Annotated in this window: 12 protein-coding genes; 7 read left to right on the top strand and 5 right to left on the bottom strand. The window is 45.1% G+C overall.

All coding sequences use genetic code 11. The features are described 5' to 3' along the window. Positions 1–23 precede the first annotated feature (23 nt). The gene (locus V144x_RS18775) at positions 24–374 is read right to left on the bottom strand and encodes a hypothetical protein (protein ID WP_144987031.1); all 351 of its coding nucleotides are present in this window, start codon (positions 372–374) and stop codon (positions 24–26) included. Between the two features lie 295 nt (positions 375–669). On the opposite strand from V144x_RS18775, the gene V144x_RS18770 reads away from it, so the two are divergent. Beyond that, complete coding sequence (locus V144x_RS18770) at positions 670–1,158, top strand: hypothetical protein (RefSeq protein WP_144987029.1); 489 nt, start codon at positions 670–672, stop codon at positions 1,156–1,158. A 13-nt stretch (positions 1,159–1,171) separates the two neighbouring features. On the opposite strand, the gene V144x_RS18765 is transcribed toward V144x_RS18770, so the two are convergent. After that, positions 1,172–3,187 (bottom strand): M30 family metallopeptidase, encoded by a 2,016-nt coding sequence (locus V144x_RS18765; protein WP_144987027.1) that lies wholly within the window; start codon positions 3,185–3,187, stop codon positions 1,172–1,174. A 499-nt stretch (positions 3,188–3,686) separates the two neighbouring features. Between V144x_RS18765 and V144x_RS18760 the strand changes: the two genes are divergently transcribed. Next, positions 3,687–6,413 carry a vWA domain-containing protein gene (locus V144x_RS18760; RefSeq protein WP_144987025.1) on the top strand — a complete coding sequence of 909 codons (2,727 nt, stop codon included), beginning with the start codon at positions 3,687–3,689 and terminating at the stop codon, positions 6,411–6,413. Positions 6,414–6,622: 209 nt separating this feature from the next. Further along, positions 6,623–7,861, top strand: coding sequence for a hypothetical protein (locus V144x_RS18755; protein ID WP_144987023.1), 1,239 nt, complete (start codon positions 6,623–6,625; stop codon positions 7,859–7,861). Between the two features lie 17 nt (positions 7,862–7,878). Here the strand turns inward: V144x_RS18755 and tsaD are convergent, their stop codons facing one another. Together tsaD and V144x_RS18745 are read right to left on the bottom strand one after the other, a co-directional pair. Further along, complete coding sequence (tsaD, locus tag V144x_RS18750) at positions 7,879–8,922, bottom strand: tRNA (adenosine(37)-N6)-threonylcarbamoyltransferase complex transferase subunit TsaD (protein ID WP_144987020.1); 1,044 nt, start codon at positions 8,920–8,922, stop codon at positions 7,879–7,881. 99 nt (positions 8,923–9,021) lie between these two features. Continuing rightward, entirely contained in the window at positions 9,022–10,458 is a 1,437-nt protein-coding gene (locus V144x_RS18745; protein ID WP_144987018.1) for a S41 family peptidase, read from the bottom strand. Between the two features lie 290 nt (positions 10,459–10,748). On the opposite strand from V144x_RS18745, the gene V144x_RS18740 reads away from it, so the two are divergent. The 3 genes from V144x_RS18740 to V144x_RS18730 are packed head-to-tail and all read left to right on the top strand — an operon-like array spanning position 10,749 to position 18,859. Next, positions 10,749–14,117 carry a PD-(D/E)XK nuclease family protein gene (locus V144x_RS18740; RefSeq protein WP_144987016.1) on the top strand — a complete coding sequence of 1,123 codons (3,369 nt, stop codon included), beginning with the start codon at positions 10,749–10,751 and terminating at the stop codon, positions 14,115–14,117. A 21-nt stretch (positions 14,118–14,138) separates the two neighbouring features. After that, entirely contained in the window at positions 14,139–17,678 is a 3,540-nt protein-coding gene (locus V144x_RS18735) for a UvrD-helicase domain-containing protein (protein ID WP_144987014.1), read from the top strand. 8 nt (positions 17,679–17,686) lie between these two features. Then, positions 17,687–18,859, top strand: a complete 1,173-nt coding sequence (locus V144x_RS18730) for a class I SAM-dependent methyltransferase (protein ID WP_144987012.1) — start codon at positions 17,687–17,689, stop codon at positions 18,857–18,859. Between the two features lie 87 nt (positions 18,860–18,946). Here the strand turns inward: V144x_RS18730 and V144x_RS18725 are convergent, their stop codons facing one another. Next, positions 18,947–19,459 (bottom strand): hypothetical protein, encoded by a 513-nt coding sequence (locus tag V144x_RS18725; RefSeq protein WP_144987010.1) that lies wholly within the window; start codon positions 19,457–19,459, stop codon positions 18,947–18,949. A gap of 374 nt (positions 19,460–19,833) precedes the next feature. Between V144x_RS18725 and V144x_RS18720 the strand changes: the two genes are divergently transcribed. Continuing rightward, on the top strand, positions 19,834–21,033 hold the full coding sequence (locus V144x_RS18720) for a Gfo/Idh/MocA family protein (RefSeq protein ID WP_197998512.1): 1,200 nt from the start codon (positions 19,834–19,836) through the stop codon (positions 21,031–21,033). Positions 21,034–21,067: the final 34 nt, after the last annotated feature.

Raw genomic sequence — 21,067 nt, 5'->3', positions numbered from 1 at the left:
ACTTCAATTCGACAAGGATTCGTTCAAACTGGTGGATGCCGCTCATTTTCCAGCTTCTCCACGGATTGTGAAAGAGCCACAATTCTTGTAATGAGATTCTTTGCCCTTTGAACTCCCGGTTGACCCATTCCTTGCCGATCAAACAAGATCGATGTTTTTCGTTGGCTTTTGAATATGGGTTGCACTTCATCGACTTCAGCACAAATCGATTCCCATTCTGAGCTGAGATGCTTCGGGACTGAATCCGGGATTTGATCCCCGATTTCCCTTATTTTATCGGTGAGATCCAATAGCAAGTGTCTGGCATCGTAATCGGCTTTCTGAAATTGGCTTACGATGTTGGATAATGCTTGTTGAAATTCTGTAGTATTCATATTCAAGTGCTTTTTGAAACAATATCCTGATCGAAGTTTAGGTTTATCAGGGGCAGTTTGAGAGAATTTTGCTGGAATTCTATACTTAACACCGGTTTATCAGTGCTGATCGAGTTGATTTTGCAGGGTTCTTATTGACCTGACCTGATAATTATTAGTAAATATGAGCTACTGACATTCAATGATGTCATTCTATTTAAGCCTCTAAAATGAAAGCGTTTGAACAGTCGGTCGAATGTTTTCATCTTAAATAGAAATCAATCATAACAAAAGTCGATTTTATGGGGAGTCTTTCATGTCCAAGTTGAGCCAGGTCGTTATTGGTTTGCTTTTGATTACTGTGGGCTATGTTTTGGGAGCCTCTCAGAGCTTTCAAAGCACGAAATTACACGCACAACAAAGCTCAGGGACTCCAACAGAGGAGACTGAAGATAAAATCAAACGTGGTGCCAAAGAGCTCGTTGAAGCACAATCCGCATTGGAGCAAGAAAATTTTATGCGACCAGCTACAAAGGGATTGAACTCATTTGCAGTCACTTGTGGTGGGGTCAATGCAATGGATGACCTGGAAGCGGGAAATGGCGTGGATCCAGAAACGTTCGCTGGTTTGTATGCGGGTCTGGCGAAACCTGATATTGCAGCCCAATTGGGGCGTGATGACCAGGGAAGAATTACTTACAAGAATAAAATCGTGCGTATGTATCCTGTTTCTCGGCTGAAGAAATTGTTCGCAACACGGTTGAAATATACTGGTGAAATTCAGGATGAAGAATCCAGTTTCTAATCTGGCAAGTCAATCATTTCACTGTCGTTTCTGAAGGTGCAGCCTTGGCTAGACGGTGAACTGGTTTGAAAGGGAGCTTGATTTCGGATTGGCCTGCGAATTGTAATTCTTTTTCTGTTTCAACAATTGCTTTGAAAGTCAGATAGACTGGTTGAGCTTGTTTCGGTATTTTCTTTTTTGGAATTCGGATCAGAAAATCTGTAATCAGTTGTTCGCTTTCAGAGTTCGAATCATTCATCGCGACTTGTAGCTTGTCTGACTTTGATGTGAGTGACGAATTAAGTTCGCTGGTTTGAAACTTTCGCGGTCGTCGCTCTGTACGAGAGAGATGAGCACCGGAATATTCCAGGCTTATCATCTTGACTGCTGAATCAGTGGGATGGATACAACGCAGACAAACTTCAAATGATTCTGGTAATTGGCTGGTGTTTGTATTGCAGTCGACGAAGGTTGCATTCAAAGAGATTTGCTTCTCGCTCGGGGGGATTCGTAAGAGCGTCATCTGTATCTTCTCAAAACCGTTGACTTTGATTAGGACGTTTTGAGTCTCTTGACTCCCTGATTTGAGGTGTAGAAATCCTGAAGCCGTCGCTGAGATCTTGAGCGAAGTCTGTGGATTGCGAAACAGATTCCATGTTCGCAGTGCAGGCCCCGCCAACACAAAATTTCCACAAAGAGATCCTGGCTGTGGTGTGGTTGACTTTTTTTGAATGGTTCCCTCCAAAGACTGTTTTACCAGATATAGTGACCATTGCCGGAATAGCTCTGGAAAAGGAATCGCGGTGAGCTGTTCTATTTTTTCAATTCCGGTGAGTGGGTGATGCGTAAACCTGTAAGGGAAATTTTGGGTGGATTCGATTTGATTGCACCAGTCCAGAAACTCATTAACGGCTCCCCGGCAGCCATGGTTGCGCCAGAGATGTGAGCGGTAATAGTCTGAGACTACGAGTGGGTAGGATTCAGGGCTACGATAAAATTCGCTGATACGATAATCTCGGTTTGTATAACCAGGCTCCATAATATGAGCAATTCCTTCGTTCAACCAGTCTTCCTCATCTGCTAACGAGCCTGCTTCTGAAGGGGTTTGAGCAGATCGAACACTAGCGACAGCCGCATGTGTGACTTCATGAGTCAGGAGATCAAGTAAATCCTGCCCAGGTTGCAAGGTAGAATTGAGGTACAGCATATCGCTGTGATTGCTAAATGGTTCAGGAACCGTGAGTCGAAAATCACTGGGGCGTACAAAGCCATTGATGGATGTACGGCCGCCTTGCAGTTTGTTCAACCAGGGAGAAAGCAGGATTGTGAACCGTCCACTGTGGTCGACGTCTCGTATTGTACCACATTGCCTGGTAATCTGATCTAAAACTTGATTTTCCAGAATTTCAGTAATCTCGGTCACGAGACCAGGGGCTAATTCCTCAACCTGTTGCTGGTTATCCAGGTAGATGGCAATCCGCGATGTTTGTTGAATCAGTTGTCCGTTAATGCGCGTATATTGATTTTTATCAGTGAGGTTACCATCTGTAACAAACAGAAAGAAGGAGCGTTCTTTTTTTGCATCTTCCAATGCTTTGTCTGGCTGTGATGAAAGATTCGGATTCGACAACAAGTCAGCCCCTTTTTTTACCGATTCCCTTTGTGTGAGTATGCGGGTGTTTTGGAAGCACTTCGCTGGTATTGTATGATTGCTGGTATCTAACTCTGCAGTCAGCTTGACTGTTTTTGCTTGTTGAGTTGTTCTCTGCAGGTTGTTGATGATCAATACATATTCGCTGCCGTTCGTAAATGAAAGCGGGAATTTCTGATCTGGTCCAGAAATTGTGACATTAACCGGCAGGTTCCAATTGACTGGTTGAGAGTCGGGTAACACGGGTTTATAAGTCATCACCTTTTTTGAAGAAATTCGACTCGCTCTTAGGTGCTCGGCAGAATTCTTCTGTGAGAATCCAATTCCCAACACAATGAGCAATGAGAAAATGAGAATCCAGGCCACAGAGGGTGTGATGGAGAATCGTCGAATTTCCATGAGAAATTTAGATGACAGAGATGGTGTCGTGTATTGAACTCAGGAAGTTAAACCTGAACTGACTGGAGAGTGGATGGTGATGAGTCTTAAGAGAAAGATCGTCAAAATCCACCAGATTTAATGAGCGGAATCAGCATAATGTGTGCATCCAATCGGTAGTTGGGACTTCAATATTTACTAAATGGTATGAACAAGTGAATATTTTGAATTGATTTATTAGTGCTCGCTCATGGAATCAATGGTTTCGTTAAGCGAGCTTTGACCCCTAATTTCCCCATAATCGGACTATAAATTACGCGGATACTTCAGTCCGTGCCGACTAACGCTTTTCAACTCTGACCAAATTTGGAGAATTAGGAGAAAATCGGGGGAATTTCCTTCAATGGTGTCCGAGACTGAATATACAATGCACAGTTGAGGAGAATGCGCAAATCGGCAATCGCCGAACGTGATTTGAGTGAGAGCATTCTTGCCCAAAGTAACTCGGGAGAGAGAAATTATGTCAATATCCAGATTTGGAATCGCAACGTTTGTTTTAGCAGCATCGGCACTTTTCTGTTGCACTTCTGTCAGCTTTGCTGAGAATGCCGTTCCAGAGATATCAAACGTTGGCCAAATCCTCAGCTATGAGAACACTGAGGGGCAGCATTATTTTGCTCTGCGATTAAAAGCAGATCGCTTACCCTCAAACGCTCATTCAGGTAAACAAATTGCGATTTTGTTTGATACATCTGCCAGCCAGGTTGGCGAGCATCGCATTCAGGCTTTGGATGTTTTGAAGTCGTTTCTAAAGGAGTTACCAAACGATTCCACCGTTGCCGTTTATGCAGTCGATGTGCAATGCACTCCGTTCGTTAATGAATTTGTCGCACCTCAAAGCCGGCAGGCTAAGCTTGCCGTTGAATCTCTCGCTTCTCGTGCACCATTGGGTGCTACGAATCTTGCTCAGGCAATGAAAACTGTGATGAAGGGATTGAAGAATCAAGAGACTCGATCAATTCTATATATTGGCGATGGAATGAGTTCCGCTCAATTGATTTCTGTTCCTGAAATGGCTGCACTCACTCAACAGTTGGCACACCAAAACGTTCCCGTTCACAGCTATGCAGTTGGACCTCGCAAAGACTTGCGATTACTGGGAACTCTTGGAGTTTACACAGGTGGTGTGGTCTTAACCGATCTCGCAGAAGGGAAGAAAGATCTTCCGACGAAGGTTGGCAGGGAATTGGCTAAAGCGATTCAAGCTCCTGTTTTCTTTCCAGAAAAGATTCAGCTTTCTGACAAGAAATTAGTATTAAATACACCTCAAGCCTTACCGATCCGAACTGACCGCGACACGATCTATCTTGCAGAAGGAGATCTGACTGAAAGATTGTCGGTTGAGCTAAGTAACAAAAATTTAAGTGGTATCTGGAAGTTCAACGTACCTGTCGCACAAGCTGTGAATAGCTTTCTGGCAGTTCCCTGGGTGAATTATCAACCTGGGCAGGAGGTCGGGATCGCATTTGCCGGGCAGAGAATGATGAATCTGGCTCGTACGGGACACGAAGAGCATATGGCTCAATTAGAGTTTGCAGGAACCCAGGCGATTCGAAGTGGAAATTTTGAACAGGCCGCGAAGTTCGGAAACTTAATTCAACAGCTTGATCCGGGCAATACCCGAGGCGATACACTTTTAAAAATGTCTAATAAATTTAAGCAGGACCAGTTGGCACAAGCGGATACTAAACAACCAGCCGCTGATGCGAAAGCACAGCCTGCAGCAAAAGGTGATGCAAAACCGCCAATTGATGATTCGATCAGTAAAGTCGAACAGTTGAGGCAGATCAAGGGAGCCCAGATGAAAATTGAGGTTTCCAATACTATTGAAGAGGCACAAAGGATCTCTGCTGAAAATCCCGATGGTGCTCTGGGGATGTTAAAACGAACATTGAGCTTCGTGAAGTCGACATCTGATATTGAACTTGATCTGAAACAGCAACTGGAACGTCGCCTCAACAGCATGATGGTGGAAGTTCGCAGTCAAATCGAAGTTGCTGAAACGCGACGGATTCGACAACAACAACAGTTAGCCCAGCTTGAACAACAAAAGCGTCTCGTAGATAAGATCCTTTTAGAGGACGAAAAACTGGAACAGTTGATTGACCGCATCCGTTCTTTAATGCAGGACGGAAGACATGGGGACAGTGATGCCTACGAAGAGGCGGAAGCCGTTTCTCGCGTCGCTGTTGATATGGAGCCTGGTAATGGACCTGCCACAGCTGCCCTGTTTACTTCTGAAGCAGCCGGGCAACTGGATAAAGTCTTCCGTATGCGTTCCTTAAGGTCTGACCGCTTTCTGGAAACACTTTATCAGGTAGAATTGTCTCATGTTCCATTTCCTGACGAACCACCAATTCGTTGGCCTGCGGCACCTGTTTGGACCAGTTTAACAGAACGTCGCAAGAAATGGGCTGCGGTTGACCTGCATAAAAACAGTCCTGCAGAACAACGAATTTTTGAAGAGCTACAAAAAGAAACAGAAGCGAATTTCCCTGACATTCCGCTCTCTGAAGTTATGACTTACTTTGCAGATTTGCACAATATTACAATTTTGATCAACTCCAATGATCTGGGAGAAGAAGGTTTAACGCCTGATGAGCCAGTCAATGTATCGTTAAGTGGAATCAAACTAAAAAGTGCTCTAAATATTATCCTAAAACCCATTGGTTTAACTTACGTCGTTGAAGATGAAGTGATGAAAATTACAACGATTGTGAAGTCAGATGAAATCTATACCACTCGCGTTTATCCCGTAGCTGACCTTGTAATTTCTGTTGCGACTCAGCAGCAGTCTGTCGGTAGCAGCCAGGGTGGCTTTGGTGGTCAGCAAGGTGGTTTTGGCCAACAAGGTGGCGGTCAACAGGGTTTCGGTGGCGGTGGCGGATTTGGTCAACAAGGTGGTGGTGGTCAAGGATTCTTCAGCGTTGGACCTGAAATGCTGCTGATGAATGCTCCCAAAGCTAAAAATGCAAAGAAGCAACCGAATAAAAATGCGAAAGTAAATCCTGCAAAAGAAGAGCTTCAGCCCATCAATGACCAGGAAATAAAGGGAATCCTGAATAATATCCTGGGACAGGCTGAAGTAAAACAGCCGAAAGCACAATTTCAAGTTCAGGATAATCCCTTTCGGTTTGACAATCACACGATTGAACAACTCAAAAAAAAACCGGAAATCGTGAAGTAAACACCAAAGCAACATCGCCTGGTGTACCTGAACAATCTAAATTATCAGATCGGAGCCGTTCCAAAAGGAATGGCTCCGTTTCTATTAAGGGTCAGCCCCAAAAAAAGGACGAGGCCAAGCTGCCTTTAACGAGTAATGTTAAAGACCCGGTCGCATTTTGGAACGATTATTTCTCCAAGCGAAAACCTGCGCCCTCCCTCGTAAATGACTTGATCTTTAATTTACATCAGGCGGGTAAACACGAGCATGTGATCGCTGCGATTAAAGCGGCTTTAATTAATAACCAATCGCAGCCCTGGATGTATGACGTTCTTGCTTTGTCAATGGAAATTGTTGGTCGCCCCAAAGATGAAATTCAGCGTGCGTTGCTTTCTCGAATTGACTTTTCGGCGGCAGATGTTTCCAACATGGTTTATTCGGCTGCTTATTTATCGCGCTTTAGTGCCGACGAGCAGGCTCTGAAACTGTATCAACAAGCATCAAAGTTGGCACCTGCCCGACCAGAGCCTTATGTAATGGGCCTGCGCCTCGCTGAGAAGCTGAAAGATCCACAGGCAATTCAGTGGGCAGCGACTGGTATTTTGACTCACGTTTGGGTGAAGGGACACCAGAAGCTGCATGAGAAAGCATTAAACGCACTGGCCGATCTGGAGCAGTCGTTTGAGTCCTCAGGCAGAAAAGCAGAAGCGGAGCAGCTAAGGTTAGCCAGAAAGGAAGCCTTAAAACGAGATTTACAACTGGAATTGACCTGGAATGGGGACGGTGATTTGGACCTGATTGTCGAAGAACCAAAAGGAACCGTGTGTTCATTTGAGGCACCGTTAACGGCAGGTGGTGGAGTTTTGCTCAATGATGGCTATGGTCCCAGACAGGAAAACTGCCATGAAGAATATTTGTGTGCCAATGGTTTTCCAGGAACTTATGTGGTTCGCGTGCGTTATGTTTCTGGAAAGATTGTCGGTCAGCGTGCAAAGTTAAAAGTGACACGTTATCGAGGATCAGAACAACCTATCATACAGTCTATGATTGTTCCACTGGCGAAAGAAGATCAGTTGATTCGCATTGATCTTTCCAAAGGGCGTCGTAGAAAGAAATCAGAAGTTCCCCAACCTCAACAAAACTCACAGAAAACAAGTCAACGCACTATTCATAACTTGTCCCATGCAGTCGGTCCGCTTTCAAAACAGGCAGTGAAATCATTAAAGGGGTTTCGAGTTTCACGACAGGTGGGAGCTGGTGTCTCTACAGGCAGGCAGGTTCCTTTTGTGACAGGATCGCAAAATGTGGGTGGTATTGCCAATCAACCAGTGATTACAGTCATTCCAGAGGGGATCAGTTTGTCAGGGGCGGCCGTTGTTTCGCCGGACCGAAGATATGTCAGACTGTCACTCTCACCACAATTTACGAATGTGACGGAAGTCTTTACCTTTAGCTTTTTTCAGCCATAGATATGAGCAGAAAAATACTAACGTACAAGACCTGGAGTAACATCCAAATCTAATGAGGCGATGCGCCCCTGGTCCAAATGATGCCAGGCAATTGCAGCCATAGCGGCATTATCTGTGCATAAGTCGGGGGGAGCCATACTTAAATGGATGCCTGCCTTGTTTGTCATTTCTGTCAAGCGTTCTCTTAGTAATGTATTCGCGGCTACGCCTCCTCCGATACAAAGCGTGGAATGCTTGAATTGCATGAGTGCTTGCTGGCACTTTCCAACCAATACATCCACAACAGTCTCCTGGAAACTTGCTGCCAGATCAGCGATTCGTTCAACGGTGAGTGGTGGTGGTTGTTTTTTTGCCCCTGGGTTGCCTAATGCGGCATAAAGGACTGCCGTTTTTAAACCACTAAAACTAAAACGAAGTTCAGGGTCTTTGAGTAAGGTTCGAGGAAATGGAAACGCTTTAGGATTTCCCTTAGTTGCAGTCTGTTGGATCGAAGGCCCGCCGGGATAAGGCAGCCCTAAAATTTTGGCGACTTTGTCGAATGCTTCACCGGCGGCATCATCAATCGTAGCACCGATTAATTCAAATTCGAAAGTAGGCAAACAATGATATAAATTCGTATGGCCACCACTGACGACCAAGCCAATCGCAGGAAAAATGGGATTTGTTTCCTGCATTTGGCAGGCAAAGAGATGGCCTTCGATATGGTTCACCGCGATTAAAGGAATATCTAACACCATCGCCAAAGTTTTGGCGGCTGTGAGACCGATCAGTAGAGAACCTACTAGACCCGGTTCTGTCGCGACTGCGATCGCAGTCAATTGATCTAAGGAGACATTGGCTTTTTGTAAAGCATCATCAATGACAGGTAATATTCGTTCCAAATGAGCTCGCGAAGCGATTTCCGGAACGACGCCTCCAAATCTTTCATGCAAGTCTGTTTGTGAGGAGACGATATTCGAAAGGATCTTCATATCACGAGTGATGACCGCTGCCGCTGTTTCGTCGCATGAAGACTCAATTGCGAGGAGGTATTCTTCAGGTTGCTTGGTGGGTAATGACATGCCGAAAAGTATAATGAAAAACGACATCCGGATGAGAGACGCTTCCGAACGTCGCTATGCTTTGAAATGAAATTAATCTGTTACGTCCAAATTAGAGTATTATGTTGTTCCGATGATGATTTTTGCCTGGGGGACTTGCTCAACTCCGGCAGCTTTTTTTGCAGGTTTTGCTTCTTTAGCTGCTGGTTTCTTGGCTTCGCTTTTTGGGGCCGGCTTTGATTCATCGCTCAGTGATGTTTTAATGTACTTCAGTGCGAGCTCAAGTTGTTTGTCTTTAAACTCTTCATCCAGTTTGGCACTATGATCCAGAATATCTCGATTACGACGGTATATGCCGAGTTGTTCTAATTCTTCGTCCTTGAGCCGAAGTCGATAGCCTTTATCAGGAGTGACTCCCCAAACATCAGCGTCTTTGGAGCCCGGGAAACGATGTATGTTTTTTCCACTAGGGCGATGGTAGCTGGCTGTGGTTAGTTTTAAAGCACTGTCTCCCTCTTCCAGTTCAATTACATTTTGGACGCTGCCTTTACCCCAAGTTCGTTCTCCCACGATCATTGCTCGTTTATGGTCCTGCAGACAGGCAGAAACGATTTCACTGGCTGAAGCAGAGAAGCGATTGACAAGCACTGCCATTGGAAAATCGGAATAAGTACCTTCTTTTGTTGCTTCCCATTTTCGATTGCGACTGTTGCGGCCTTGGGTACTCACAATCTTTCCCGATTCAATAAACATATCAGAAATTTCAGTCGCCTGAGAAAGTAAACCGCCGGGATTAAAACGCAGGTCCAGAACCAATCCTTTCATACCTTGCTTCACAAGATCATCAATGGCGGCTTTTAATTCTTCTGCGCTGTGACGACTGAAGTGTGTGAGACGAATATAACCAATTTTGTCTTTTTTATTGATCATATAGTCCCAGGCATTGTCTTTTTTATAAGTGTCTCCCAATACTGTGGCAACATGGATGATTTCACGTGTAATCGTTAAGGGGATGGGTTTATTCGTCCCTTTGTGAATTACTGTCAGATTAACTTTCTCGCCAGCTCGCCCTTTCAGGGTTTTGATTGCTTGTGAAAGTGTAAAGCCTTTCGTCGATTTTCCTTCAATAGAGTCGATGACGTCTCCCGCCCGTACGCCTGCTTTGTATGCGGGTGTGCCCGGTAATGGTGTCATGACTGTCAGACGCCTGTTGTTTTCTTCATCAATATGAACCTGAATCCCAATTCCACCAAATTCTTGTTCTACAACTTGATTGAAGCGAGAGAGGTCTTTGGGGCTGATATAATTAGAGTATTGATCCAGCTCTTTTACCATGCCTCGAATGGCTGCTTCGAGTAATACACGCCGATCGACGTCTTTTACATAATTCCGTTCAATCTGCTCATAGGTATCTGCGAACAGTTTCATCATCTGATAATAATCTTCGTCCTTATTTTTCTTTTTCTCTGTCTCATCAGCATATGTTGATGGAGAGAATACTGAGGAAATAAATAAGGCGAGCAACAGGAATGAACTAGTCAAACGAAATTTTTGCATGGATGATTCCTTATGAGAATTACAGAACATATCTCAAATTGAGAAGAAATCTAAATTCCAATTTGATGAAATATGTTCTGGTTGGGTGGCAGAAACTCTGAAAAACTTCATTTCCGATACCATTAGTGTAGGCGATCAGGAAAGCAGTGGCAAGATTTGCTCTGTGATCAAAGTAATGAAAACAGGTTAATCCTCAAAATAGCAACGAAATTGAATTCTAGGGTTCAGCCGGATACATTGCACTTAGAATCTTTTTTTGACAAATTCGTCTTAAACAGGCAAGAGAGCTAATGCAGCCGGATATTCAAATCTTAATTGGTACAGCAGGTTCCGGTAAAACGGGTTATTTGCTGAACCAGTATCGAGATGCCCTGCAGGCAGGACTCACAGAGCAATCTCCCGGAACGACACTTTGGATCTCTCCAACAATTCGTTCACGTCGGCAGGTTCTGAATCAATTACTCTGCGAGCAGATGCCGGTCTGTTTTGCACCCAATGTTTATACTTTTGAAGCGTTTGCTGAGACCATTTTAAAATCGCTGGATGAACCGATTCAGACATTGCCTGAAATTTCCAAACGATATTTGCTGCGAAGTATTGTTGACGACCTGATTGTGACACAGCAAGTCCAGTATTTTCATTCTATTGCCGGAACGTCGGGATTTCTGGATTTAATTTCCAGTTTCATCTCTGAACTGAAACGAGAAGAAATCTGGCCTGAACAATTTTCTGAGGCCTTTGGGAAACTCCATTCCGATTCAAACCAGAAAGACCGGGAGCTGGCGCTGATTTATCAGCGTTACCAGACTGCGCTACATGAGTTGCGGCGATACGATTCTGAAGGGCGCTTCTGGTCAGCGCGGACTGCTTTGCAGGAGGGGAAATGGGGACCTTTCGATCAATTTCGTTTGATTGTCCTGGATGGGTTTGCTGACTTTACTCATACGCAATATGAAATTTTGGAATTATTAGCAGCGAGAACTGACAAATTACTAATTTCACTTCCTCAGGAAATCGAGTCGCGCCGGAGTGACTTGTTTGCCAAGTCAGTTGTCGCAAAGCAAGTCCTGGAAACACGATTACCTGGAACAGTAAAAACGGTTTGTTTTGAAGGAAACTCTACTCAAACTTCCCGTTGGCAAATTAGCCAGGCATTGTTTGATAATCCAAGAGAGATCAAGCCGCTGGTAACTGCCGATCAAATGAAAGTTCTGGCAGTCGCAGGACAACGCAATGAGTTGGAAGTCTTGGCGGCAGAAGTGAAACAACTTTTATTACGAGGGGTTTTACCAGAAGAGATTGTAGTTGCGTTTCGGTCTACGCTCGAATATGGCGATTTAATCGAGGAAACTTTTACCGCAGCTGGTATTCCTTATTTTCTTGGAGTTGAGCAAGATTTTTCCAGGTTCTCTGTCGTGCGAGCCCTCTTTGCTTTCTTGCAGATTGAAATCGAAAACTGGTCGTTTGACAGCACCATGTCGATTCTTGATTCAAATTATTTTTCCCCTGATTGGCCAGAATACCAGGAGGGGAGAGCTGTACGCAGCCTCTCACGAGTCTTACGTCAGCTCAAAATCGATTCAGGAAGAAATGATGTTTTGAATGCGTTGGAAAAGGCCAGTGGAACAGCAGTAGAACTTGTTAATAAATATCCGGAACAACCGAAGTGGGAAGCCCATCTGGAGGAGACACAGGCGGCATACCAACTTGCGAAGCGACTTTCAGAAGCAACACAAAGACTGAGGGGTAAAGAACTCTTTGTAGATTGGATCGACATTTTTATTTCACTCGCAAATGAGTTTGGCCTATCAAAGGTATGGAACAAAGATCAAGCAGAAAAAGATCTTCTTGATGAGCGCGATCAATTTGTATGGGATCGATTTCAAAAGCTGTTATTTCATGCGGTCGCTCAAATAGAGCAAATTGAACAATTTCACCAGCGGGATGCAGTCCCTCTGGATTTGGTCTCATTTCGTGGCCTGTTATTGGATCTCATTGAGCAGCAGACCATTTCCCTGCAAACGGATGAATCAGGTCGGGTTTCTGTTTTGGATGCCGCACAGTTAAGAAATTTAAGTATTCCTTATCTCATTATTGGCGGTCTGAGTGAAGCCAGTTTTCCCCGAAGTCATCGAGAGGATTGTCTCTACAGTGAGAAAGAGCGAGGGGAATTGAAGCAGTGCGGTCTTTCACTCAAGCTGCATGCCAATCAACAGCAGGAAGAAATGTTACTGTTTTATGAGGTGATCACTCGCTTCTCGAGGCAACTGATTCTGAGTTATCCCGCGATCAGTTCCACAGGGCAACCTCTTTTTCCGAGTCCTTACCTTACCACTTTGGTCGACTTGTTCCAGCCTTCCGCACTACCAATTCAAAATGTAAGTGAACTGAACCCTCTTCCGCGCAAAGAGCAGACGCTATCAAAGCGTGACTTACGAGTCTTAGCAACGCATCAATTAAAACAGGATCAGCCGGGGCTGTTTTTGAATCTCTTAGATGAACCTGATTTGAAATGCGTCGCGAAGAACATTCTGGCGGCTTCGGAAATGGCCATCCATCGTTTCGAAACGGAGGGGTTTACCGAGTACGAGGGAATCCTGGTCTCACCTCAAAACAGACGTGCGATACGTGAACGGTTTCCTCGCGAGTATGAATTCAGTACCACGCAACTGGAATTATATTTGTCATGTCCCTATCAGTTTTTTACACAGAGTGTACTCGGGATAGATGTATCTGAACCTCCGGAGTTAAGAACGAATCATCTTCAGCGCGGAATTCACGTACATGGTATCTTGACAAAGTTGTATGAACTTCTAATAGAACAAGGTGAGGGTGAGCAGCTGTATGAGGCTGATCGAATTGAAGCATTATTTCTGGAATTATTGAATCAGCGAGTTTCCGATTCTTTTGCAGAAACCAAACTGCAACAAGTGCTGCTCACGATTGAAAAACAAATTCTGGAAGATTGGGCTTCTCTCTTTGCGGAACAATCAGAGAGCTATGGAAGTCAGTTTGATGAGCTTTGGGACGCTCCTCCCTCGATTGTAGGACGTGAGGTTCCTTTTGGTAAAGTTCCTGCAGAACTAGATCCAACACAAAGGCATTATCAGCATCTGACGCTGGGGGGCGGAGAGGAAGAAACGCGGGTCAGAGGTCAAATTGATCGCATCGACCTGGGGAGTATCGCTGGTCAAAAATATTTTAACATCATCGATTATAAAACCGGACGAGCGCTTCCTTCTGCCACAGAAATTCGTTCAGGGAAGAAGCTCCAGCTAGCACTCTATCTGATTGCAGCAAAGAGATTGGAAATGATTGATGTCGATGCCGAACCGTTTCACCTGGGTTACTGGAAAGTTCAGGAAACTGGTTTTGTTATGCCGTTACGTTCTCGAAAAAAAATGGTGGAACCGATTTCGGGTGAGGATCTGGAGTTACTGGAAATGACGATTGAAGGTCTGGTGCCCCATCTGGCGCAATTGATCCGCAATGGAATTTTTCCGGTACAGGTGGATGAAAAAACGGCTCACCTCGATCCGGCTTTTTACTCTGTCTGTCGTTTCTCACAAGTCGAGAGTTATCAGGATAGTCTGGGTAAGCAGATAGATCTACTGCAGTATTCACAAATCGATCAGGCGAATCCCGAAGAATGTTCCTGATCAAGTTTATGTTAGATTAAAATGTCAAACGAGCCTAAATATACGGACCAGCAGGCCGCCGCCATTAATCGGCGTGATGTGTCTATTGCGCTCTCTGCAGGTGCTGGATGTGGAAAAACATTTGTTTTGACGCAGCGGTTTCTAAAACTAATTGAGCCGGGAACTCCGTCTGACCGACTGAACCATATTGTTGCGATTACTTTTACGGAACGAGCGGCCCGTGAAATGCGGGATCGAATACGTGAAACGTGCCTTGAGCAATTACGAAACTGCCCTGTAGAAGAAGTAGTACATTGGCAAGCCGTCATCCGTGGTCTGGATTCGGCTCGGATCAGTACGATTCATTCCTTTTGTACTTCGATTTTGAGAACTCATGCTGTGAGTGCCAATCTTGATCCTCATTTTGGATTATTAGAGCAGGGAACCAGCGATGCATTCTTACGGAAAGTCGTTCGGGAAGCGGTTCACGAACTCTTGAAACAGGAGAATGATGATGGAATGCAGATGGTCTATCAGTATGGATTGGAAAAAACATACGAATTATTGATTACTTTGGTACCTCAGCAATTTCGGATTGAATTTGACCATTTTGCTGAGATGACGGCCGAAAAACTGTCTGTCCAAATTCGAGAGTTTTGGAGTCAAACATTCATTCCTTTGCAGTTGGAAGAAATCGCCAATTCTGAGAGTACTCAATTTTTAATCAAACTCATGAACGAGTATCAGCCGGCTCATCCCAAAATGAGAGAACGTTTTCAAGTTCTCAAATCTCGACTTCCTGAATTGAAAAACGGTGCAGAGCAAAACCGAAGCGAATTACTAGCAACACTGATCTCACACGCTAAGATTCAAGGGGCGGGAACCAAAAAAGACTGGGATGATTTAGATGTTTACGAACAGGTTAAAAACGGATTTGAGTTTTTGAGAAAAGCATTGGGGAAAATTTATGAGGATCTTGCTCCAGATGCTTCTCGTTTTTTATTGGCTGCTGAAACCAGTTTAATGGTACTACGGGTGGCTGAATTTGTTGCGAAACGGTACCAGCAGAGTAAATCAGAGAAAGGACTTTTGGACTTTGATGATCTGCTGCTGCAGACACGTGACCTGTTTCGCCGTGATCCGCATGCCCGGCAACGTGCTGCCGCCGGCATTCAATTTTTAATGGTTGATGAATTTCAAGATACGGATCCAGTTCAAAGCGAGATTGTTCGTGCGCTGTGTGGCAAAGAGTTACTAACAGGGAAACTCTTTTTGGTGGGCGATGCGAAGCAGTCGATATATCGTTTTCGGCGCGCGGATCCGGAAGTCTTTCACCAATTGCGGATGGAAATTCCCGAGGCAGGTCGTTTGCCATTAAGTACTAATTTTCGAAGCCAACCAGCGATTTTGAATTTCACGAATTGTCTCTTTTCTTCAGCGATGGAGCACTATTACGAACCCTTAATGCCATTCGACAAAAAACAGCACTCACCAACTCCTGGCATTGAGTTTCTCTTTGCGTCCCCTGATGACCCGGAACTGAAAGGAGCAGAAGCAGTTCGTGAGACGGAAGCGGAATGGATTGCGGCTCGGGTACGACAATTACTGGATGATGAAACGCCACGTGTTTGGGCTAAAAATTCACAAACAGGCGAACGGGAGTTAAGACGTGTTGAGCCAGGGGATATTTGCATTCTGTTTCGTGCACTCTCGAATGTAAGTTTGTATGAAAAGGCATTACAGAAACAGGACCTGGATTATTATCTGGTTGGTGGGCGTGCCTTTTATGCGCAACAGGAAATTTATGATGTCAGCAATCTTTGCCAGTATCTGGATAATCCCGATGACGAATTGAGTTTACTGGGTATTCTGCGTTCACCTTTTTTCAGCCTTTCCGATGATACCATCTATTCGATCGTCCGTAATGCAGAAACCCTAGCGGAAGCAATGCGCACACTGCCTCCCGATGAATTACAACCAGAACAGAAACGGCAGGTGCTTTACGCCCAGAGTGTGCTTGCGGAGTTACACTCAAAAAAAGACAGGCTCTCGCTGGCCGAATTGTTGAATCTGGCATTAGAGAGAACAGGCTATGATGCGGCTCTACTGAATGAATTTCTGGGTGAGCGTAAAATTGCCAATCTGCGAAAGTTAATCGAACTGGCTCGCAATTTTGAATCGACGGGGCTATTTACTCTCAAAGATTTTGTACAGAGAATTCGAGATTCGATTTTGGAAGAAAGTAAAGAAGAACTGGCGGCGACTCTACCGGAAACCAGTGATGTGATTCGGCTCATGACAATACATCAATCAAAAGGGCTCGAATTTCCAATCGTGATTGTGGCAGACCTTGATCGCAAGTCACACGGGGGGAGTAAAGCACCCTTTTTACATCCCGAATGGGGAGCGTTGCTCTCTCTTCCTGCGGAACGCGGGGTTGTCCCTGAAAACTATGCATTCAAGATGCACCATGCGTTGGAACAGAAGGCGAATGAAGAGGAAACCGTTCGTCTGCTATATGTCGCCGTGACACGTGCTGCTGATTATTTAATTCTTTCTGCTGGATTACCCTATGATCGCAAACACCAGTCTCCCTGGATGAAGCTTTTGGCGCGGCACTTTGATTTAAGTACAGGCACACCTGCCGTTGATCCTTATCTCGGTAAAATTTCATTAGGGACTACTTCTGCTGACCAAATACCCCGAATCCATGTGCACCAGGTCAAACCACAGCTTACATTCAAGCGTGTACAAAAACGAAAGGAATTAAAGCCCAGTCAGTTTTTACAGGCTCTGGAACAGGCGACTCCTGAAGCATTGCCCATGACCTATGCTCCATTCCATCCTGATAGTGGAGAGAGAACTCATGTAAGTGTCTCACAACTGGAGGAGATGGATGCAGAATTACAGAAATCTCGCATCCATTGGCAGGGGGGCGCAGTTACAGAACTTTCATTAACTTCAGACGAAGCCACACAACTGGGGACACTGACACACGCCGTCATCGAACGTCTGGAGCCAAATCAGCCTGGTCAAGCTTCAGAGATTGTGGAATCCATTCTCTTTGATCAGCCATCACAGATTCAGCACAGGTTGAAACCTCTGATCACGCAGCAGATTTCCGCCTGGTATCAGTCTGATCTCTGTAAGATTTTACACTCAGCGAGTTCGCATTATCGGGAGCTGGATTTTCTGTTGCAGTGGCCTGTAACGGGCAGCGAAGCGGATCAAATGGACCAAAAAAGAAACGTGCCCATCACAATTATGGGAACGATTGATGCGCTCTTTAAGACAGCAGCAGGTGAGTGGATGTTGTTGGATTATAAGACGGGGCCACGTCTCGCACACATGACTGATGAAGATTTGACCGAAGAGTATGAATTTCAATTGGGAGTGTATACACTGGTCGTTGAACAACTCATCGGAGGCAGGCCAGATGCAATTGGTCTGGCGGTTGTGCATGATACTGTTCGCGTTGTGAAATTCGATTTGAATGAAACGCGACTCGATGAAATTTCTCAGAGAATATCACGAGCGATATTTCGTCTGAATCAACCTACTCCAGCGACAGAAGGTCGTTAACGAATTCGATGCCCAGTGAGTCACATTCCGAACTTGATTACTTTCAAAGTCTTCATCAATCGCCTGAAATCTTTGACCTGATTCAACAGCATGCAGGTTCAGAATTTCATCTGCAGAAGCAGTTAAGAAAAAACTATTCGCAGGACCTTGTACGGGCTGCATTGACTCTCTCTGAATTACGTATACGGGGACGTGCTAAATTTTCCCTCGCGGATCAGATGTGGTTTGACCGAAAAAGACTTGAACAGTCAACACCCGAACTGGTTTCACAATATAAAGCACAGCGATTTTCAGGGACAGTCTATGATTTTTGTTGTGGTATGGGAGGGGACCTGATTTCTTTAGCGAAGCGTGGTACTGTTGTCGGTGTTGACCTGGAATCCTTGTTGTGTCAATTCGCACGTTGGAATAGTGAGGTCTATGGCGTTTCTGAAACTGTGACCGTGTTGAATTCTTCTATCGAAGAGGTACGGGATCGGCAGGGGTGGTTGCACATTGATCCTGATCGACGGCCTCATTCTGGTGGTAAAGTGATTCGAATCGAAGATTATTTACCAGATTTAGAGACTTTGCTGGAGTTAATTCCACAGTTCCAGGGAGGTGCGATCAAACTTAGCCCTGCCAGCAATTTTGCCGGGAAATTTCCTGAAACTGAGACGGAACTGATTAGTTTGAATGGCGAATGTAAAGAAGCAACAATCTGGTTTGGCGAGTTAGCCGGTGATCAGGAATTTCGAGCCACTGCGATTTCGAAAGAGGGCAACGTCGATAGTATTGCCGGTCATCCGCTGGATGCTTTTGTCAGTATCACAGACGCAGGCGATTATATTTACGATCCCGATCCTGCCGTCGTGCGTTCGGGATTATTGGATGTGGTCGCTGATCAATTTTCGCTCAGTCGCTTGGATCCCGAAGAAGAATATCTGACATCGACAGAAAAAGTGGAATCACCTTTTTTTAGACGTTTCAAGATTCTAGAAACGTTATCGAATAACGAGAAGGAGATTCGAAAGTATTTTCGAACCGCGCCTTTTGGTCAACTGGAAATCAAATGCCGGCGGATTCCCGTTTCCATTGAAAATCTGCGTCGTAAATTATCTTTGAAGGGGGCCGCAGCGGGAGTTTTGATCATCGCTCGGTTACAAGGGAAAGCACGCGCCTTAATTTGTGAACGGGAATAGTGGTCTTGTCATTTCCTTTTCTCTGAGTATCTACAAAAAAACGGGAGCCATATCTGACTCCCGTTTTTCAAATATTTATTTGGTCTATTAGTTACCAACACCCTGAGCCTGGCGGAACTGGAATCGGTCGATTGGCATTAACTGTTGCGGTGGAACAGGTGCGTTATTAATGATGAACGGAAACGCGTAACAGATGACCATACCGGATGACATTTCGCCGATGTAGACAGCGCTATTTGCGATTTGGGCACGTCCCTGGTTTGGTAAACTGACTGTCCCTGAAACAATCACGTAATGCGGCTTCGCAGTGGGATCGACGTTGAAGTCGGCCGCCAGATTACGGTAATAAGCGTGCGTGAACTTTCCTGATCGTGAATTAATGGCAGCACCACTCAAACGACCCGTCAAAAAATCGAGTACAAAGACAGCTTCCGCATTGCCCTGTTTTGTAGGTGCGGTTGCGATAGCAAAGCGATCTCCGTCCCGGTCTGTTGCAACCGCCAGTGCGGGTTCGTGAGGCCAGAAATAGGATAAACACATACCACAGATCACACCGATAGTTAACCAAAAAAATCGATGTTCCGCATAATGATTTTTCATCAGAAATGTCTCCCTGTCTTTTTACTATTTAAGAGGTGTGTCTGTTGGCAGACGTACTTCAATTTTGATGTGATACACAATCCCAGCATTCAAAGGGATCTGGATACACTAATTGTACCCAAGGGCTTAAATAACTTCTAGACGTGATTACTGAACTACAAAGAATTGATCGATCATTTTGAGTGCGAAATCGCCCATTTTTACATCAATTTCTTCTCAGAATTCCCATTGGTTGTAATTCTGATCACGCAAAAGTATGCTGCTTTGTAAGTGATCGTCGTCAAGACTGGTCAGATTCAACATCTCGCAGCTCAACTCTAACTTGTATATTGATACGGGTATAGAACGAATCATTAAGAGGAAGGAATGACACAATGGAAACAATAAACGGTCAACTCAATCGTAAACTGCGAATGGCGCTCGTGGGTGGGGGACAGGGTTCGTTTATCGGTCGGGTTCATTCCATCGCCGCTTGCCTGGATAACCGAGCGGAACTGGTGGCGGGCGCGCTTTCATCGAATCCTGAAAAAGCAAAAGCATCTGCGCCGGCTTATGATATCAAGCCAGATCGCGCTTACGGATCCATAGAGGAGCTTGTTGAGCAGGAATCGTCATTACCTGAAGATCAACGCGTTGATTTTATCAGTATCGCGACACCTAATCACACTCATTTTTCCATTGCGAAAACAGCAGTAGAAGCCGGATTCAATGTCGTCTGCGATAAGCCCATGACCTTCGATTTGGCTCAGGCTGAAGAATTAAAAGCTTTGGTTGAAAGTTCCGGTGTGGTGTTTGCTGTCAGTCACAATTACACAGGTTACCCCCTGGTGCGAATGGCGCGGGAAATGATCTTGAACGACGAGCTTGGGGAAATTCAGGCGATTCGATCCAACTATATTCAGGGGTGGTTGCGATCACGTCTGGAAGAAGAAGATCAGAAACAGGCTGCCTGGCGAACCGATCCTGCAAAATCAGGAGCGGCAGGTGCTTTTGGCGATATTGCCACACATGCCTATAATCTCGGGCGTTATATGACGGGGCTGCTTCCCGAAGAAATCTCATGCAATTTAAAAATCTTCGCACCCGGGCGTCAGCTGGATGATTATGGCCATGCCACCATTCGTTTTCAAAATGGCGCGCTGGGAACAGTGACTGCAAGTCAGATTTCACACGGACGTGAAAATGATCTGTTTATCGAGATCGATGGTACGAAAGGAGCATTGGCATGGCGACAGGAAGAACCCAATCAGATGGTGATCCGCCGCAATGGTCAACCACATTCAGTTTACACACGGGACCCTAATGCCCCTTATATGAATGAATCTGGAGCGGCTGCCTGCCGTTTACCTTCGGGACACCCGGAAGCATTTTTCGAAGCGTTTGCGAATATTTACCGTTCCGCATTTGATGCCATGGTTCAGCGTATTTCTGGCCAGTCTTTTGAAGCGAAAGATACAATCTATCCCAATGTTTATGATGGTGTCGAAGGGATGTTCTTCATTCAGCAATCGGTTGCCAGCAGTGACGAAAATGGTGCCTGGTTGCCTTTTCAATGTGAAAGTGCCAGACGTTAATCTGTTAGAGAGTTAATTTTGTTGACACTCTTAA

It is taken from the genome of Gimesia aquarii, from assembly GCF_007748195.1.
Classification (GTDB): Bacteria; Planctomycetota; Planctomycetia; order Planctomycetales; family Planctomycetaceae; genus Gimesia; species Gimesia aquarii.
This window is presented reverse-complemented; position numbering and strand designations above follow the sequence as displayed.

Coding starts and splice junctions, on each gene's coding strand:
- V144x_RS18760 (WP_144987025.1), top strand. CDS start 3,687: ATGTCAATATCCAGATTTGGAATCGCAACGTTTGTTTTAGCAGCATCG.
- V144x_RS18725 (WP_144987010.1), bottom strand. CDS start 19,459: ATGAAAAATCATTATGCGGAACATCGATTTTTTTGGTTAACTATCGGT.
- tsaD (WP_144987020.1), bottom strand. CDS start 8,922: ATGTCATTACCCACCAAGCAACCTGAAGAATACCTCCTCGCAATTGAG.
- V144x_RS18745 (WP_144987018.1), bottom strand. CDS start 10,458: ATGCAAAAATTTCGTTTGACTAGTTCATTCCTGTTGCTCGCCTTATTT.
- V144x_RS18720 (WP_197998512.1), top strand. CDS start 19,834: ATGGAAACAATAAACGGTCAACTCAATCGTAAACTGCGAATGGCGCTC.
- V144x_RS18775 (WP_144987031.1), bottom strand. CDS start 374: ATGAATACTACAGAATTTCAACAAGCATTATCCAACATCGTAAGCCAA.
- V144x_RS18765 (WP_144987027.1), bottom strand. CDS start 3,187: ATGGAAATTCGACGATTCTCCATCACACCCTCTGTGGCCTGGATTCTC.
- V144x_RS18730 (WP_144987012.1), top strand. CDS start 17,687: ATGCCCAGTGAGTCACATTCCGAACTTGATTACTTTCAAAGTCTTCAT.
- V144x_RS18740 (WP_144987016.1), top strand. CDS start 10,749: ATGCAGCCGGATATTCAAATCTTAATTGGTACAGCAGGTTCCGGTAAA.
- V144x_RS18735 (WP_144987014.1), top strand. CDS start 14,139: ATGTCAAACGAGCCTAAATATACGGACCAGCAGGCCGCCGCCATTAAT.
- V144x_RS18770 (WP_144987029.1), top strand. CDS start 670: ATGTCCAAGTTGAGCCAGGTCGTTATTGGTTTGCTTTTGATTACTGTG.